Source organism: Micromonospora sp. NPDC048935 (assembly GCF_043197875.1).
Lineage (GTDB): Bacteria > Actinomycetota > Actinomycetes > Mycobacteriales > Micromonosporaceae > Micromonospora.
Map to the genome: position 1 here is coordinate 628,308 of NZ_JBICTZ010000001.1, position 16,159 is coordinate 644,466.

16 protein-coding genes are annotated in these 16,159 nt (G+C 72.9%); 3 read left to right on the top strand and 13 right to left on the bottom strand.

The genetic code is table 11. The annotated features are described in order from the left end of the window. Positions 1–115: 115 nt before the first annotated feature. Positions 116–574: a hypothetical protein gene (locus ACGFIW_RS03320; RefSeq protein WP_393310696.1), complete on the bottom strand. Its 459-nt coding sequence runs from the start codon at positions 572–574 to the stop codon at positions 116–118. Positions 575–637: 63 nt separating this feature from the next. Then, positions 638–1,090, bottom strand: coding sequence for a GNAT family N-acetyltransferase (locus ACGFIW_RS03325; RefSeq protein ID WP_393310697.1), 453 nt, complete (start codon positions 1,088–1,090; stop codon positions 638–640). Positions 1,091–1,271: 181 nt separating this feature from the next. On the opposite strand from ACGFIW_RS03325, the gene ACGFIW_RS03330 reads away from it, so the two are divergent. Beyond that, the gene (locus ACGFIW_RS03330; protein WP_393310698.1) at positions 1,272–1,784 is read left to right on the top strand and encodes a potassium channel family protein; all 513 of its coding nucleotides are present in this window, start codon (positions 1,272–1,274) and stop codon (positions 1,782–1,784) included. Here the strand turns inward: ACGFIW_RS03330 and ACGFIW_RS03335 are convergent. Both ACGFIW_RS03335 and ACGFIW_RS03340 read right to left on the bottom strand, forming a co-directional pair. Next, on the bottom strand, positions 1,711–3,288 hold the full coding sequence (locus tag ACGFIW_RS03335; RefSeq protein WP_393311226.1) for an alpha/beta hydrolase: 1,578 nt from the start codon (positions 3,286–3,288) through the stop codon (positions 1,711–1,713). The genes ACGFIW_RS03330 and ACGFIW_RS03335 overlap by 74 nt on opposite strands. A gap of 58 nt (positions 3,289–3,346) precedes the next feature. Beyond that, positions 3,347–4,462, bottom strand: coding sequence for an ATP-dependent DNA ligase (locus ACGFIW_RS03340; protein ID WP_393310699.1), 1,116 nt, complete (start codon positions 4,460–4,462; stop codon positions 3,347–3,349). A 134-nt stretch (positions 4,463–4,596) separates the two neighbouring features. On the opposite strand from ACGFIW_RS03340, the gene ACGFIW_RS03345 reads away from it, so the two are divergent. Together ACGFIW_RS03345 and ACGFIW_RS03350 are read left to right on the top strand one after the other, a co-directional pair. Beyond that, entirely contained in the window at positions 4,597–4,809 is a 213-nt protein-coding gene (locus ACGFIW_RS03345; RefSeq protein WP_110563419.1) for a hypothetical protein, read from the top strand. 95 nt (positions 4,810–4,904) lie between these two features. Further along, a complete protein-coding gene (locus ACGFIW_RS03350) occupies positions 4,905–5,327 on the top strand; it encodes an SRPBCC family protein (protein ID WP_393311229.1) in 423 nt (140 codons plus the stop codon). A gap of 49 nt (positions 5,328–5,376) precedes the next feature. On the opposite strand, the gene ACGFIW_RS03355 is transcribed toward ACGFIW_RS03350, so the two are convergent. From ACGFIW_RS03355 to ACGFIW_RS03395, 9 genes are all read right to left on the bottom strand, one after another. Next, the gene (locus tag ACGFIW_RS03355; protein WP_393310700.1) at positions 5,377–6,297 is read right to left on the bottom strand and encodes a DNA-3-methyladenine glycosylase family protein; all 921 of its coding nucleotides are present in this window, start codon (positions 6,295–6,297) and stop codon (positions 5,377–5,379) included. 124 nt (positions 6,298–6,421) lie between these two features. After that, positions 6,422–7,072: a hypothetical protein gene (locus ACGFIW_RS03360; protein WP_393310701.1), complete on the bottom strand. Its 651-nt coding sequence runs from the start codon at positions 7,070–7,072 to the stop codon at positions 6,422–6,424. A gap of 202 nt (positions 7,073–7,274) precedes the next feature. Beyond that, the gene (locus ACGFIW_RS03365) at positions 7,275–8,051 is read right to left on the bottom strand and encodes an anti-sigma factor family protein (RefSeq protein ID WP_393310702.1); all 777 of its coding nucleotides are present in this window, start codon (positions 8,049–8,051) and stop codon (positions 7,275–7,277) included. Next, the gene (locus ACGFIW_RS03370; protein WP_393310703.1) at positions 8,048–8,740 is read right to left on the bottom strand and encodes a sigma-70 family RNA polymerase sigma factor; all 693 of its coding nucleotides are present in this window, start codon (positions 8,738–8,740) and stop codon (positions 8,048–8,050) included. Before ACGFIW_RS03370 ends, ACGFIW_RS03365 begins: the two co-directional genes overlap by 4 nt. A 123-nt stretch (positions 8,741–8,863) precedes the next feature. Then, positions 8,864–9,721, bottom strand: a complete 858-nt coding sequence (locus tag ACGFIW_RS03375; protein ID WP_393310704.1) for a spermidine synthase — start codon at positions 9,719–9,721, stop codon at positions 8,864–8,866. A gap of 18 nt (positions 9,722–9,739) precedes the next feature. Continuing rightward, positions 9,740–10,699 carry a hypothetical protein gene (locus tag ACGFIW_RS03380; protein ID WP_393310705.1) on the bottom strand — a complete coding sequence of 320 codons (960 nt, stop codon included), beginning with the start codon at positions 10,697–10,699 and terminating at the stop codon, positions 9,740–9,742. Then, positions 10,696–13,170: an AAA family ATPase gene (locus tag ACGFIW_RS03385; protein ID WP_393310706.1), complete on the bottom strand. Its 2,475-nt coding sequence runs from the start codon at positions 13,168–13,170 to the stop codon at positions 10,696–10,698. The genes ACGFIW_RS03380 and ACGFIW_RS03385 overlap by 4 nt, the downstream gene beginning before the upstream one ends. Beyond that, positions 13,170–14,318, bottom strand: coding sequence for an exonuclease SbcCD subunit D (locus ACGFIW_RS03390; protein ID WP_393310707.1), 1,149 nt, complete (start codon positions 14,316–14,318; stop codon positions 13,170–13,172). The genes ACGFIW_RS03385 and ACGFIW_RS03390 overlap by 1 nt, the downstream gene beginning before the upstream one ends. Before the next feature lie 18 nt (positions 14,319–14,336). After that, on the bottom strand, positions 14,337–16,091 hold the full coding sequence (locus ACGFIW_RS03395) for an ATP-binding protein (protein WP_393310708.1): 1,755 nt from the start codon (positions 16,089–16,091) through the stop codon (positions 14,337–14,339). Between the last annotated feature and the right edge of the window lie 68 nt (positions 16,092–16,159).

The following is a 16,159-nucleotide window of genomic DNA, read 5'->3' on the forward strand; positions in this document are numbered from 1 at the left end:
GGATCTGGATCACGGGGTACGTGCTCGACTCGAAGGGGTTGGCCACGGCCAAGCGCGAGTTGTACGTCATGCGGGCCGGGCTCGTTGTCCAACGGCCAACCGCCCCGGCGAGGGGTCAACCGCGGCGGTCGTCGGGGAGGGTGCCGGCGAGCGGGATCAGCAGACAGCCCAGCAGGGCCAGCAGGGTGCCGACGCCCGGCCCGGTGCCGAGCAGTTCCTCCTCGACGTAGGGGTCATTGGCCTCGAAGTACCAGAACACGCCGGTGAGGCTGCCGCAGGCGAGAACATTGGAGACGAGCATCCCCAGGCTGGCCTGCCGCCACACCCGGCGGGCCGGACCGGCGTCGGCCAGTGACAGCACCGCGAACGCGGCGGCCACCACCGCGAACGGCAGCGCCCAGCCGATCACCTCGGTGCCCGGGGTGACATCGGTCCGCCCCGGGTAGACGCTGCGCCAGGCGGGCAACCAGAACGCGACGACGACCAGCAGGACGCCGACCGCCAGGAGCGCTGAGCCAGTCAGTCGCCGGGGCGGGCGCGACGGTGCCGCGCCGGGCATCGTCGGCGTGCTCACGGCGACGACCGTAACCCGGTCGGGGCGAGGCCCGCTGCCCCGCCGGGCGGGCGTGACGGCGGGTCAGAGCGCGAGCTTCATGCCCTCGTGGCTGGCGACGAAGCCGAGGCCGAGGTAGAAGCGGTGCGCGTCCGCACGGGACTTGTCCGTGGTGAGCTGCACCAGGGCGCAGCCACGCTCGCGAGCCTGGTCGACGGCCCAGGCCATCAACTCCCGCCCCAGCCCCTGGCCCCGCCGGTCGGAGCGGACCCGGACCGACTCGATGAGCGACCGCTCACTGCCGTGCCGACCGAGGCCCGGGATGTAGGTGATCTGTAGGCAGCCGACGAGGTCGCCGGCCTGCTCGGCGACGATCAACTGGTTGCGCGGATCGGCGGTGATGTCGGCGAACGCCCTCTCGTACGCCTCGTCCACCTCGGTGAAGTCGCGGGCCTTGCCCAGGACGTCGTCGGCGAGCAGGGCGATGACGGCGGGCAGGTCGGCCCGGACCGCCTCCCGGAAGATCACGTCGGTCATACCGGTGAGCCTGGCACAACAGGAAGGGCCGCGGCGGGTGGCCCCGGGCCCGCGAGTCCGCCCACGGCCTGCGCGGACCGCTGGTTCTGCTGTCTCCTCCGACAGATGCAGGGTGTGGTTGGGGCCAGCAACTCATGCCCGTGCCGGCGCTCCTTGCTGGCGACGGGCAGCATAGGGCGGCATGGAGCTCCTGTTACTGCCGTTCCGCTGGATATACGGGGCGTTGGTGTGGTTCGCCAACTCGCCCCGCACGCTGATCACGTCGTACCTGCTGATGATCGTGGTGGCCGGTGTCATCTACGGCGAGGTCGAGCAGCGCAGCCCTGCCGACGCCGTCTGGTGGGCGGTGGTCACCGCCTCCACCGTCGGGTACGGCGACATCTCACCGACGACCTGGGCGGGCCGGACGCTGGCCGCGCTGCTCATCTCGACCATGGTGCTGCTGGTCATCCCGCTGATCACCGCGCACTTCGCGAGTCGGCTCATCGTCGACGACAACGCCTTCGAGCATGAGGAGCAGGAACAGCTCAAGGCCGACGTACGCCGGATGCGGGCGTTGCTGGAGGAAATGGCCAGCAGACAGGGCATCGAGGTGTCTCCGCTGCCGCCAACCCGACCGGTCACCGGGCGGGGCAGCGTTTCCCTTCCGCCGGCACCGTCAGGTCGAGCAGGTAGGCGTCGACCGCGTCGGTGATGCAGGACGTCTGCGGGTACGCGGTGTGCCCCTCGCCCTCCCAGGTGAGCACCCGCCCGACACCCAACATCGACGCGAGTCGCGGCGTCTGCTCGTAGGGCGTCGCCGGGTCGCCGGTGGTGCCGACCACCACGATCGGCGGTGCGCCGTTCGCCTTCCCGGTCGGGTACGGGTCACGCCCACCCGGCCACTCGACGCAGCTCAGCATGCCGACCGCCAGCGCCGGCCCGAACAGCGGATATTTGCCCCGCCACTCCGCCTGCAACTGCCGGATCTGCTCCCGGCTCGGCTTCTCCGTCTCGTCGGCGCAGTTGATGGCCAGGTTGGCGTCGAACAGGTTCGAGTAGTGCCCGTCGCTGCCCCGGCCGGCGTACGCGTCGGCGAGCCGGAACACGTCCTTCGGGTCACCCTCGGCCAGCTTGTCGATCGCCTGGGCCAGCTCCTGCCAGCCGGATTCGGTGTAGAGCGACGAGATGACCGCGTAGAACACCCAGCCGGCGGTGGCCTCCCGCCCGCCGGCGCCGCGTACCGGAGAAGCCTTGGCCTTGTCGATGGCCGATGTGACAGCGGCCCGCGCGTCCGGGGCGATCGGGCAGCGGCCGGCGTTCGCCGCGCACCAGCGGGTGAAGTTGGTGAAGGCGCGCTCGAAGCCGCGGGCCTGGCTCTCCGAACCCTCCACCAGCCGCTGCTGCGGGTCCACGGCGCCGTCGAGCACCAGCGCCCGCACCCGCTGTGGATAGAGCTGCGCATACGTGGCGCCGAGCAGGGTGCCGTAGGAGTAACCCAGGTAGGTGAGCTTGTCGTCGCCCACGGCGGCGCGTACCGCGTCCATGTCACGGGCGGCCTGCTCGGTGCCGAACAGCGGCAACTGGTCGCCGTAGCGGTCGCCGCAGCCGCGCCCGATCCGCTGGCTCAGGCCGACGAAGCCGTCGAACTCCGACTGGCTCGCCGGGTCCGGGTCGAAGCCGAAGCTGGCGTCCAGGTCGGCGTCGGAGATGCACTTGACCGGGCTGGACCGGGAGACCCCGCGCGGGTCGAAACCGACGATGTCGAAGCGCTCGGTGATCGCGGTGGGAAGCCCCCCGAACTGGGCGCCGAAGGAGAGGTAGACGGCGGTGTCGACGCCCGATCCGCCGGGGCCGCCCGGATTGACGACGAGCGAGCCGACCCGGTCGCGCTGCTTCGTGGAGCGGGCCCGCAGCAGGGCGATCTCGAAGGTCTGACCGGCGCCCGGGCCGGTGCTCGCCCCGCCGCCGGTGCCCCAGTCGCGGGGCACCGCGATCCGGGCGCACTCGTAGCGCATGTTGGGTGCGCCGCGCCCGACCAGGTCCTCGGGCACCTCCGGGCAGGGCCGCCAGGTGGGCGCGCTGCCGGTCGGCGCGGCCGTGCCGTCGGCCGTCACCTCGGTGCGGGGCGCGAACGCCGGCAGCGTGCAACCGGCGGTGAGCAGCACCCCGACGGTGACGATAGCCAGAGTGAGACGGACCCGGCGACTGGTCGCCATCCGGGGCTGACGGGCGGTGCGGATCACGTGCTCCTCCGGGGTCGAGTCGACGGCCAGGCTACGCCGAGCCGTTGGCGGCCCGGTCCACGGTGGCTGCCGGGTCGCCACGCAGCACCTGGTCCACGTCGAAGCGGATCGGCCGGTCGAGCTGGTCGTAGCGGCAGGAGCGCGGATCGCGGTCCGGGCGCCAGCGGACGAACCGGGCGGTGTGCCGGAACCGTTCGCCCTCCATCGCGTCGTAGCCCACCTCGACCACCAACTCCGGACGGACCGGCTCCCACTCCAGGTTCTTCGTGCCGGTCCACCGGCTCACCCCACCCGGGATGCGTTGGCCGCGCTCGTGGTCGCCGTGCACCCACGGGTGCTCGCCGCCGATGTCCCGGTAGGGGGCCAGCTCGTCGAGCAGCTCGGCGCGGCGGGCCATGGTGAACGACGCGCTCACCCCCACGTGGTGCAGGACCCCGGCGTCGTCGTAGAGCCCGAGCAGCAGCGAGCCCACCACCGGACCGGACTTGTGCCAGCGGAAGCCGGCCACCACCGCGTCCGCGGTGCGGGCGTGCTTGACCTTGAACATCAGCCGCTTGCCCGGCTCGTACGGCAGGTCGGCCGGCTTGACGATCAACCCGTCCAGGCCGGCGCCCTCGAAGACGTCGAACCACCGGCGGGCGGTGTCGGGATCGGTGGTGACCTGGGTGACGTGCACCGGGGGGCGCACCCCGGTCAGGGCCCGGACCAGCCGCTCCCGGCGGTGCGGGTAGGGCTGGTCGAGCAGCGACTCGTCGTCGATGGCCAGCAGGTCGAACGCGACGAAGTCGGCAGGTGTGGTCTCGGCCAGCAGCTTTACCCGGGACGCGGCCGGGTGGATGCGCTGGGCCAGCAACTCGAAATCCAACCGGGGCTGGCCGCTCGGCCCGTCGCGCCGGATGACGATCAGCTCACCGTCGACCGCGCACCGCTCGGGCAACTGCCGGCGGGCCTGGTCGACCACCTCGGGGAAATAGCGGGTCATCGACTTGCCGCCCCGGCTGGCCAGCTCGACCTCGGCACCGTCGCGGAACACGATGCACCGGAACCCGTCCCACTTGGGCTCGTAGGTCATCCCGGAGGCGGTGGGGAGCTTGGCGACACTCTTGGCGAGCATCGGCTCGACCGGAGGATTGATCGGCAGGTCCACGGCGACCAGTCAATCAGACGGCACCGACAGCCGTGAGGCAGATCACCGTGGGTGCCCGGGGGTGTGTCCGTCCGCGCGCCGCTCGTCCCGCTCGGGCGAATCGGATAACCGCAGCTCAGAGCTACTTTCACGAGGTGTCCGAGTGGGTGTGTGACTGCTGCGGGCGGTGGCGGGTCAGCGTCGAGCTGATCCGGGGCCGCTACCGCTACCGGCTGACCCGCCGTTACCCGCAGCGGTTCGGCGGCGGCCGGAACGTGCTCGGCGAGGTCGGTTCGGTGCCCGAGTTGGAGGAACTGCTGCGGCGGCGTACCCCGTTGAGCCTGGCCGACCTGCGCGAAGCAGCCTGATCCCGACGGGGTTGCGCGCGGCTGTCACGATCCACCCGGCGGTCTCGTCCGCACCGGCGGGCGGTGCGCATCGGCGCCGCCGGGGAGGGGACGTGATGCGGTTCGAAGCCAGGACGGAGATCGCTGCCGACGCCGAGCGTGTCTGGGCGGTGCTTGTCGACGTGGAGCGCTGGCCGGAGTGGACGGCGTCGGTGTCCCGGGTCGAGCGGGGGGAGCCGGGACCACTCGCCGTCGGCGCGACCGCGACACTGACGCAGCCGAAGCTGCGGCCGGCGGTGTGGCGGGTCACCGAGCTGACCGAGGGACGGGAGTTCACCTGGGTCTCCGAGACCCCCGGGGTGCGCACCCGAGGCGAGCACCGCCTGCTGCCGCTGCCCGACGGGGGCACCCGGGTCGAGTTGGCCATCGTCCAGTCCGGGTTGCTGGCCGGTCTGATCGGTCGGCTGTACGGCGGCCTCCTTCGCCGCTACGTGGGTCTGGAGGCCGACGGTCTCAAGCGTCGGTGCGAGCAGAGCTGACCGCCCCCGGGCGCCGCGCGAAGGGGTAAGCGGCAGACGAACTCGCCGCTCAGTACCGCGCGAACGAGCGGATCGGGGCGCGCGGACCGTACTTCGGCGCGCCGAGGCCGGCGGCCGCCAGCAGCACGCAGACCCGGCCCCGGTGCCCCCGGAACGGCTCCAGCAGGGCCAACATCCGGGCGTCGTCGCCTCTCGGCTCGCCGGCGAGCGCCCAGGCCACCGTGTTCGGGACGTGGTAGTCGCCGACGCTCACCGCGTCCGGGTCCCCGTACGCGACCCGGACCACCTCGGCGGCCGTCCACGGCCCGATGCCCGGGATGGCGGTCAGCCGGCGGGTGGCGTCGGCGGCGTCGGCGCAGCGCTCCAGGCGGTCGGCGAGCGCGGCGGCGCGGCGCAGTGTGTCGGCCCGACGTTGTTCCACGCCGAACGGGTGGAACACCCAGTACGGGGTGGCGGCCACCGCGGCGGCCTCGGGCGGCAGCAGCAGCGACGGCAGCGGACCGGGCGCCGGCTCCCGGAAGTGCCGCACGGTCGCCGAGTACGCCCGGTACGCCTCCTTGCCGGTGACCTTCTGCTCGAAGATCGCGCGCAGCAGCCGGGGGAAGACCTGCCCGGTCGTCGGCATCCGCAGCCCACCGTGCTCCCGGGCCAGCCGGGCGACGAGGGGATGTGCCGCGGCCAGCTCGGCGAAGCCGGTCAGATCGTCCCGCAGTCCGGCAATCGCGTCGGCGCGGTCCAGGACGTGCTCGGCGCCCGGCCCGTAGCCCTCCGCCAGCAACTCACCGCCGACCGGCCGCAGGGCGAGGGTGGCCGGGCCGTCCGGGGTGCGGGTGGCCCACCAGAAGGTGCCGGCGGCGACGCGGGCACACGGGTCGTACGGACTGAACGTGAGCGCCCGGACCGAGGCCGCCAGCCGGTAGCCGACCGGGGGACGAAACACCCTGGTCGCGGCGGGTCTGGTGGCGGTCACCCGCCCACTCTGCCACGTGCCGGGCGGGACGCCGGCACCACCGGTATGCCGACGTCCCGCGTACGGCGGTGGTCGGTCGCGCCCTCCCCGGCGACGACCGACCACCGTGACCTGGTGGTGGAATTCAGTACGAGTAGCCCGAGCCCCCGGCGTCGTTGGCGCCGCTGTCCGCGGGCGGCGCGACCGGCTTCGGCGTGGAGGTGGGCAGGCACTCGAGGTTCTTCTTGCCGTCCGGCTGGACCACGAACCAGGTGCCACCCACCGCCTGGCCCTTCCACTGGCCGGGCTTCTTGTCACCGATGTAGCGGTAGACCGGCCAGCCGCCAACGGTGAGCTGACGGGTGCCGTCCTGCCGGGTCACGCTGCTGACCTTGTCGTCGGAGACGCCGGTGAGCTGCGGGTTGCCGTCGGTCAGTGCCGGGGGCCACACCTCGGCGCACTTGTCGACGCAGTTCGACGACGGCGGGTCGGCGGTGTCCTTGTCGAAGCGGTAAAGGATCCAGCCGTCCTGGTCGGTGACCACCTTGCCCATCCGGGCGACGGTCTTGCCGACCAATTTCTTGGTCAGGTCGACGTTCGCGGGCGGCGCGTCGGCGGCGGCCGGCGCCTCCGCGGACGCCGAAGCCTCGGCTTCCACCGACGCGCTGGGCTCGGCCGCGGCGACGGCGACCGGCTCGGCAGCGCTTGAGTTCGCCCCGTCGTAACCTGCGGGAGCGCAGGCCGTTAGTGCGACCATCGCGCTCGCGACGATGACGGTCCGCTTCATCTGTGCCACGTGCCCTCCTCATTCTTGGCAGTTCACCCATAGGTACGGGAGTTTTGCTGTCAAGGTTGAAGGAGTAACAGTGGTCAATTTCACCTGAATTGATTGAACCGATCGGAGTATCGATCCGTACGCCCCCACAGGGGAAGTGTGCGGTGACGACGAATCGGCGCCGGCCATTGTGACAATGACCGGCGCCGACGCGTGCGTGACCCTACAGGGGCACCGTGACCAGCGGGCTCGCCACCCCATTGGCATCCACCGACTGCACCTGGAGTTGTTTGATGTCACCCACCAGGGCCGACGTGGAGGCACTCAACTCAAGACCCTGCGGTCGGGTCGTGGTGCCGTAACCGCCCTCCGGCACCGACCAGCTCGAGATCACCTCGGCGTCGGCGTTCTTGCGGATCACCACCAGCCGGCAGACACGTGGGCCGGGCAGCTTCCGCAGGCTGAAATTGATCCGGGTGCCGTAGTCCCGTTTGACCAGGAACACCGTCGTCTGCACGCCGGTGGTCGGGTCGGTCGCGTCGACCTGGTCACCCTCCTCCTCGGTGCCACCCACACCCGGGCCGCTCGGCGGGGCCGTCGGCCCGCTGGTCTGCGGGTCGATCGGCGCACTCGCCGTCGGACCGGCGACCGGGGTCGAATTGCTGTCGGTGACGCTGACGAAGCCGTACCCGGTCAGCCCGCCGAAGACCACCACAGCGGCGGCCGTCGCGAGCATCTGACGAAACCGGGCACGCCGACGGTCGGCCCGGACCGCGCCGAGCGTCCGGTTCAGCAGCGCCGGGTCGGTCGCCGTCTGCTCCAGCGCCATCATCGTCTCGCCGTCGATGTCGGAGAGCAGCCCGACCACCGGCACCATCGTCTCCAACTCGGCCGCGCACGCCCAGCAGGCGGCGAGATGCTCCTCGAACCGCTCAGTGTCCTGCTCGTCGAGCACGCCGAGCGCGTACGCCGCGACGTCCATGTGATCTGGCCGACTCATTCTGTCACCCCCCGCTCCTGCAGAGCCGTGCGCAGCGCGCGCAGCGCGTAGTAGACCCTCGACTTGGCGGTGCCGAGTGGCAGGCCCAACTCCTCGGCGGCCTCCGGCACCGTCCGCCCCCGAAAGTACGTCGAAATCAGGATCTCCCGGTGCGACTGACTGAGCGTCCGCAGCGCGTCCGCCACCGTCATGGTCCGCAGGACCCGGTCGGTGCTGTCCGCCTCGGCGAACGCGGTGAGATCACGGTCGTACGTCTCCGGCGGCCGGGCCTCCTGACTGCGGTGCTCGTCGATGGCGATCCGGCGGGCCACCGTGACCAGCCACGGCCGCAGCGAACCCTGCCCCTGCGTGCCCAGGCGGTGCGCGTTACGCCAGGCCCGCAGCAGTGTCTCCTGGACGATGTCCTCCGCACGCTGCCGGTCCCCCCCGGTGAGACGCATGACGAACATCAACAACGGGCCGGCGTGCTCGGCGTAGAGCATCCGGATCAGTTGGTCGGAGTGGCTGGCCTCGGTTGACGTCGCCTGGTGGCGCCCGGGCGCCGGTCGCGGCGTCACCGGACCATTCTGGCGAGACGTCGCGTGCGCGTCGACCCCACGGGCAGACGACGTCGGCCGCGACGAGGACCGCGCCGACAACCAGTCCGCGCTTATCGCATCGCCATGCCAACCGGCCGCCACCGCATGCATGCAGACCTCCGGGGTGTCCGTAACCATCGCCGGCCCGAGAAGCGGGCCGCCCGGTGGTACGCGGCAACGCCCCGAACGGATCAACGAACGGCGAAAAAGTTCGTGTGACGGGCCGGCGGGCGGTCAGCGGCGGACGGAGAACAGGCCCGGCGGCGGCGGATCGGAACCGGTGGCGTCGGCGTCGCGGACCACCTGCGCGCCGCTGGCGAAACGGTCCAACTCGTCGCCGGCCACCACCCGACCCGGGAACCAGTCGCCGGCGGCGCGCCTGGTCAGCTCCGGCACCGGCGGGGTGGCCCGCCCGGCGACGAGCACCAGATTTCCGTACCGGCGACCCCGCAACACCGCCGCGTCGCCGACCAGGCAGGCCCGCGGCAACACCGACCGCACCGTGGCGACCTGCCCCCGGGCGTGCCGCAGCGGCCGGCCGTCGGCAAGGTTCGCCAAATACCACCCCGCGGGGCGCAGCACCCGGGCCACCTCGGCCGCGTACTCCACGGAGGTGAGGTGAGCCGGGGTACGAGCACCGGCGAACACGTCGGCGACCACCACGTCGTAGGTGGCGTCCCGGGTGGCGGTCAACACGGCCCGCGCATCCTCCACGCGGACCCGCAGCCGGGAGTCGGACGGCCACGGCAACACCCTGCGGACCAGCTCGACCAGGGCGCCGTCCACCTCGGCCACCCGCTGGGTGGAGCCGGGCCGGGTGGCGGACACGTAGCGGGGCAGGGTGAGGGCACCACCGCCCAGATGCAGCACTCGCAGCGGCGCACCGGCCGGTGCGACCAGGTCCACCGCCGCGGCCAACCGTCGCACGTACTCGAATTCCAGGTGCGTGGGGTCGGTCAGGTCGACGTGCGACTGCGGCGCGCCATCCAGCAGCAGCGTCCACGAGCCGGCCCGGTCCGGATCCGGGACGAGCTCGGCCTGCCCGGTGTCGACCTGCTCCACCACCCGGTCAGCCGCCCGCCTACGTCCCATCGGATCCAGTATCCGCTGTCAACGGGCCGCGCGGGCCGCGGCGGTCAACGCGCGGTGCAACAGTCGGGAATCGCCGAGCAGCGCACGGAGCCGGCGCTCCAGCCCGGCGATCGGGATCAGGTTCTGTGGGGCCCGCGGATCCTTGTACGGATTGGAGGCGAAGCGGGGCAGGGTGACAAGCGACAGGTCGGCCAGCTCGATCGCCGCCTCGACGGGCAGGTCGGCGGAGCACTCCACCCGGACGATGCCCGCCCACGGTGCCCCGATCGCCACCGGCAGCCGCAAATACCACGACCAGCCACCCCAGGCGGTGCCCAGCCGGAACACCGGCGAACGCTCACCCGACGCCATGCCGGTCACCACCGCGGTCAGCCGGGCATCCAGGTACTGGCTGTGCTGGGTCTTGATGAACCCGAGCGTGCGCGGCAACTGCCGGCGACTCCGCAACGGGCCGTCCACCACCAGCAGATCACCGTCGACCCGGGCGGCGTCGGACACCGCCACCTCCAGCGCCGTCAACGGGCCCTGCACGGCGGCCGGCAGCTTCGCCAACTCACCGGTGCCACCCACCCGGTGCACCGGGTAGCGGATCGCGCCGGCCACCACGTCCTGCGCCGACGGACTCGCGGTGAACAGGCCCCGACCGACCCGGGTGCCGGCCAACTGCGCCGCGCCCCGGCCCAGGTCACACCGCACCACCCCGGCCGCGTACGAGGCGGCCAACCCCGGAAAGGACCCGCCGTCGGTCTCCGCCGTCCAGATGCTCGCGTCGATGCGGCGCACCCCGTCGACAAGCAACACCACGTCGGGCGCCCGCACCCCCGCGCGTACCCCGATCGCCCGCCAGTCCACGGCGGGCAGCTCCGCGTCCGCGTCGACCTGCGCGCTGCTCGGCGCGGCCGGCCCGGCGGCCGATGCCTCGAACGACGCCCCGTACGCCGGATCCCACGAGTCGACGAAGAACGCGGCGTCGCTCACCGGCCGGTCCGTTCCACCCGGGCGGACCGGGCATCCTTGCGCACCTCGAAGCGGACCGGGATGCGCTCGGCCAGCGCCGGCACGTGGGTGACCACGCCGACCATCCGATCGCCCCGGGCGGCCAGGTTTTCCAGGGTCGCCGCCACCGTGTCCAGTGTCGCGGCGTCGAGCGTGCCGAAGCCCTCGTCCAGGACTATCGACTCCAGGCTCGCCGCCGTGGTCGACATCCCGGCCAACTGCTCGGAGAGCGCCAACGCCAACGCCAGCGACGCCTGGAACGTCTCACCGCCGGAGAGGGTCCGCACGCCCCGGCGCAGACCCGCGTCGTGGTGGTCGACCACGACGAACTCGCCCTTGTCGTGCACCAGCTCGTACTGCCCGGAGGACAGCTCCCGCAGGATCCCCGACGCGCCGTCGACGAGCAGGTCCAACGCCTCGGCCAGCAACCACCGCTCGAAGTTGTTGGCCCGCAGGTGCCCGGCGAGCGCGCGCGCCACCTGCGCCTCCCGCTCGTGCCCGGCCCGCTGCTCGCGCAACGTGCCGGCCTGCTCGCGGCGCTCGTGCAGCCGCCGGCGGTCGGCGTCGGCCCGCTCCACCGCCACCGTCGCCGCGTGCACCGGGTCGTCGCCGACCGGCACGTCGGCGGCGGCGAAGATGGCCGCGATGGCCCGCTGCACCCCGTCGGCCACCGACTCGGCCTCCGCCACGGCGGCGGCCCGACCGGCCCGCTCGGCGCGGCGGCGGTCCGCCTCGGTGGTCGCCCAGCCGGTCAACGCGGACCACGCGGCCGCCACGTCGTCCCGGTCGGTCACCGGCGGGCCGAACCGCGCCAACCCGTCCCGGGCGGTGTCGAAGGCCCGCCACGCCGAACGCAGCCGCTCCTCGGCGGCGTCCACACCGGCCCGCGCCTGCCGGGCGGCCTCACGGCCGGCCCGAACCGCCGTCGCCGCCTCCTCCAGCGCGCGCCGCAACCGGGCGTGCTCGGCCAACTCCCGGCGCAACACGGCCGGCTCGGCCGCCCCGGTGAGCTGCCCGTCCAACTCGGCCAGCCGGGCCTCCACCTGCTCCTGCCGGGCCCGCGCCTGCACCAGCAGCCGCTCCAGCTCCCGCGCCGCCGTGTCCCGTTCCTGCACTGTCGCCTGCGCGGCCTTCGTCGCTGCCCGCGCCGCCTTGCCCGCCGCCGTCGCGGCCGCCACCGCCGAATCGGCCGGCACCGCCGGCACCTCGGCCACCGGCTGCTCACACACCGGGCACGCCGCGCCGGCATGCAGGTGCACCCGCAGGCTCACCGCCAGGTCGGTGGCCTTCGCCTCCTCGTGCGCCCGGAAGGCCGCCTCCAGCTCGGCGTCGGCCCGCTCGGCCGCCGCGCGGGCGTCGGCCAGCGCCGCCACCGCCGCGGTGTGCTCGTCGGTCGCCGCCCGCACCGCGGCGCGGACCGTGTCCGCCTCGCCGGACAACCGATCCCGATCGTCGTACGCCCGCAGCAACAGTCGCACCGCGCTCTCGTCGCCGGCACCGGCCAGCTCGCCGCGCAGCTTGTCCTCCCGCTCCTCGGCCAGCGACACCCCGCTCGCCGCCGCCTCCGCCTCGGCCCGTGCCGCGGTGACCGTGCGGGCCACCTCGGCCACCCCACGCGGCGCGCGGACCCCGGTCAGGACGGTCAGCTCGTCGTCGAGGGCGGTCAGCGCCGCCGCCGCCTCCCGCGCGGTGACCCGGGCCGCCGCCAGCTCCGGCACCGCGGCGGCCACCGCCCCGGCCAGCTCCGCCATCCGCTCGACCCGGGCGTCGACCTCGGCCAACGCCTCGTCGTCCACGCCGGTCAGCCCGGCGAGCACCTGGTCGACCGCCTCCAGTCGGGCCTCCGCCTGCGCGGCCCGCGCCGTCGCCCGCTTCTGCACGTCCTCGTAGACACCGAGACCCAGCAGGTTGACCAGGATCTGCTGCCGGGTCGCCGGCTTGGCGTGCAGGAAGTCGGCGAACTGCCCCTGCGGCAGCACCACACAGCTGGTGAACTGCTCGTACGGCAGCCCGACCGCCTCCAGCACCGCCTGTTCCATTTCGGCGGGGGTGCCGGCCACCACCTCGCCGAGGTCGTCCGGGCTCAACCCGGTGTCCAGTTTGGTCACGTCGAACCCGGCCGGCATCAACTGCAACCCGGCGTTCGCGGTCTTCACGTTGCCCCGGCCGTCCCGGCGGACCACCCGGGTCGCCACGTAGCGGGCCCCGCCGGACTCGAAGACCAACCGCACCCGGGCCTCGGTCGCCGACGGTGCGAGCGCGTTCGCCAACCCCCGGGCACCACCCCAGCGGGGCACCATGCCGTAGAGGGCGAAGCAGATCGCGTCCAGCACCGTGGACTTGCCCGAACCGGTCGGACCGATCAGCGCGAAGAAGTCGGCGTCGGTGAAGTCGACTGTGGTCTCGTCCCGGAAGACCGTGAACCCGGCCATGTCCAACCGCATCGGACGCATCAGTGCTCGACCTCCTCGAAAAGCTCGTCGAAGAGCTCCCGGACGCCCTCGTCGGCGTGGCCCCGGCTGTCCAGGTAGTCGCCGAACAACTCCCGGGGCGAACGACCCGATCGTTGCGCGATGCGGGCACCGCTGCCCGGCGCGGCCAGCAGCTCCGGGTCGATCCGGATCTCCAGCGCCCGGGGGAGCAGCTCCTGGACCTCCTCGCGCAGGCCGGCGCGGGGTTGCTCCCGCACGTACACCCGCAGCCAGGCGTCCGGTGCCTCGATCTCGGCGAGCTGGGCCAGGGTGCCCCGCACCGTCCGCAGCGCGCTCGCCGCGGTCACCGGCACCTCCCGCACCCGGGCGGCGGTCGTGGCGGTCACCTCCACGATCGTCACCGAGGGGACATTCTCCTGCTCACCGAAGTCGACAGCGAGCGGGCTGCCGCTGTAGCGCACCGGGCAGGGGCCCGCCACGCGCTGCGCCCGGTGCAGGTGGCCCAGCGCCACGTAGTGCGCGGTGGCCGGGAAGACCGTGGCCGGAACGGCGTAGCCCAGCACGGTGTGCGCGTCGCGCTCGCCGCCACCGGTGGCCGCGCCGGTCACCGTCAGGTGCGCCGTGACCAGGTGCACCCGGTCCGGTTCGGTGAAACCCTCGGTCAGTCGCCCCAGCACCCGGCCCAGGTGGTCGGCGTACGTCTGGTTGGTCTCCGCGGCGGTCAGCTCGTACATCTCCAGCGCGCGCACCGCGTACCGCTGGGACAGGAACGGCAGCGCGGCCAGCCGCCACCGCTCACCGCCGGCGGTGGTGCCGTCGATCACGTGCTCGTCGGGATCTTCCCGCACCCCGCCGCGCAGGGTGATGCCGGCGGCATCGGCCCACGGACGCAGCGCGTCCAGCGCGGGGCCGTTGTCGTGGTTGCCGCCGATCGCGACCACGTCCGCGCCGGTGCGACGCAGCGCGGTCAACGCCCGGGTGACCAGGCGGGTCGCCTCCGAGCTGGGCGCGGCGGTGTCGTAGAGGTCACCGGCGACGATCACCAGATCCGGCTGCTCGGCACGGGCGATCTCGATCACCCCGGCCAGCACGGCCTTGTGCTCGTCGGCCCGGGACTGCCCCTTGAGCACCTTTCCCACGTGCCAGTCGGAGGTGTGCAGGATCTTCATGGGTGTGCCGGCCCCTGCCTAGAACGGGATGTCGTCGTCGGTGCTGCCGCCACCGGAGCCCACCACGGCGAACGGGTCGGCGGACTGGGTGATCGAGCGCAGCGTCTCCGATGGTGCCCGACCCGCTTCGGAGACCCGGGTCGCCCAGGCCGGGAACGGGAACTCCAGGCACAGCGGCACCGGGATGTCCGGCTGGTTGACGAACATCGTGCCCGGCTTGGCCAGCAGCGCCCGCTGCCGCTGCGCGGGCGGGAGGAAGCCGTACTCCGGGCGGGACGCCTCGGCCGGGTCGAGCCGGCCCACCACCCGGATCGCGGAGTTGGTGACGATGCGCCGCTCCACCTCGCTCGCCGTCTGCTGCGCGCCGATCAGGATCACCCCGAGCGAGCGGCCCCGCTCGGCGATGTCGAGAAGCACCTCCTTGATCGGGGAGGAGCCCTCCCGGGGGGCGTACTTGTTGAGCTCGTCCAGGACGACGAAGAGCAGCGGCTTGGCGGTGCCGGACTTCTCCTTGCGCTCGAACTCGCTCTTCAGCGTCACACCGACCACGAACCGCTGGGCGCGGTCCGGAAGGTTGTGCAGGTCGACCACGGTGACCTGCGCCGACTCGCTGGTGTTGATCGAGTGCGGGCGACGGGTGGCCAGGTCGCCACGGATCAGCCGGGCGAGGTCCTTCTTACTGCCGATCAACCGCCTGGCGAACGCGTTGACGGTGCCCAGGCCCACCGCGCTGCCCGCCCAGTCGGAGCGGGTCTCGTCGTCGTTGAGCTGGTCGACGATGTGGTCGACCAGGTCGCCGTAGGAGCCGAGCCGGACCCCGTCGATGCTCACCCCGCCGTCGGCGGGCTGGGCGTAACGGGCCAGGTGCGCGGTCACCGAGTGGACCACCATCGTGTACTGCTGGCGCTCGTCGTCGGCGTCGGCGAACACGTACGGCAGGAGCCGGTCGGCGCAGAACTCGCTCAACGTCCAGTAGAACGCGTCCACCCCGGTGAGTCGGCTGCTCACATCAGGTGTGCCGGCCGAGTCACCGACCCGCGGCGGGGCGTAGACCCGCACGTCGGGAAAGGCGCCGGCGCTCAGACCGAGCTTCGCGTACGCCGCGCGGGTGGGCTCGTCGAGACGGGTGTTGGGGTGGTCCAGGAAGAGCAGGTCCTCCCCCTTGACGTTGAAGATCAGCGCCTTGGCGTTGACCGCGTCGCCGCCCAGCACGCCGGAGCGGAACACCGAGTAGAGCAGGAAGGTCGCGAAGCTGGTCTTGGTGGCCACCCCGGAGATGCCGGAGATGGAGACGTGCGCGCCCCGGCTGCCGTCGAGGAAGTCGGCGTTGAGATAGACCGGCACCCCGTCCCGGCCCATCCCCATCGGGATGCGCCGCTCCATCCGGTCGAAGTGCAGCGCCCGCGCCCGCGCGTCGCCCTCGGCCCGGTGCACCACCGCACCCGGTGTCGGCGGCACGTAGAGCTCCGGATCGACCCGCGTCGTGGTGACCTCGGCCGCCTCCTGCACCTGCGCGGGCAGCGTGCCGTCGGCGATGGCGAACACGTCGGAGTCGAACTGGGCGCCCTCGTGCCGGGCACGGACCTGGGTGACCACACCGGCGATCGTGACCGGCTCCCGATCCGGCAGCTCGCGTCGGGTGACCACGACGTCGTCGAGCTGGAGGTAACTGCCGGGCGCCACGGCCGTCCAGAACTGCAACGGGGTGGCGTCGGCGGTGCCCAGCACCCGCCCGACCGCCTCGCCAGGGCTGTCGAGGTCGGCGTCGGTCATCGGGCGACTCGGGTCGGTCGGGCGGCACCGTGGGGAAGCATGCCCTGCATCCTGCCCGAGGAGTACGA

Excerpts from the sequence above, each read along its gene's own strand:
- ACGFIW_RS03325 (WP_393310697.1), bottom strand. The coding sequence starts at position 1,090 with ATGACCGACGTGATCTTCCGGGAGGCGGTCCGGGCCGACCTGCCCGCC.
- ACGFIW_RS03330 (WP_393310698.1), top strand. The coding sequence starts at position 1,272 with ATGGAGCTCCTGTTACTGCCGTTCCGCTGGATATACGGGGCGTTGGTG.
- ACGFIW_RS03335 (WP_393311226.1), bottom strand. The coding sequence starts at position 3,288 with ATGGCGACCAGTCGCCGGGTCCGTCTCACTCTGGCTATCGTCACCGTC.
- ACGFIW_RS03350 (WP_393311229.1), top strand. The coding sequence starts at position 4,905 with ATGCGGTTCGAAGCCAGGACGGAGATCGCTGCCGACGCCGAGCGTGTC.
- ACGFIW_RS03365 (WP_393310702.1), bottom strand. The coding sequence starts at position 8,051 with ATGAGTCGGCCAGATCACATGGACGTCGCGGCGTACGCGCTCGGCGTG.
- ACGFIW_RS03370 (WP_393310703.1), bottom strand. The coding sequence starts at position 8,740 with ATGCATGCGGTGGCGGCCGGTTGGCATGGCGATGCGATAAGCGCGGAC.
- ACGFIW_RS03375 (WP_393310704.1), bottom strand. The coding sequence starts at position 9,721 with ATGGGACGTAGGCGGGCGGCTGACCGGGTGGTGGAGCAGGTCGACACC.
- ACGFIW_RS03385 (WP_393310706.1), bottom strand. The coding sequence starts at position 13,170 with ATGCGTCCGATGCGGTTGGACATGGCCGGGTTCACGGTCTTCCGGGAC.
- ACGFIW_RS03390 (WP_393310707.1), bottom strand. The coding sequence starts at position 14,318 with ATGAAGATCCTGCACACCTCCGACTGGCACGTGGGAAAGGTGCTCAAG.
- ACGFIW_RS03395 (WP_393310708.1), bottom strand. The coding sequence starts at position 16,091 with ATGACCGACGCCGACCTCGACAGCCCTGGCGAGGCGGTCGGGCGGGTG.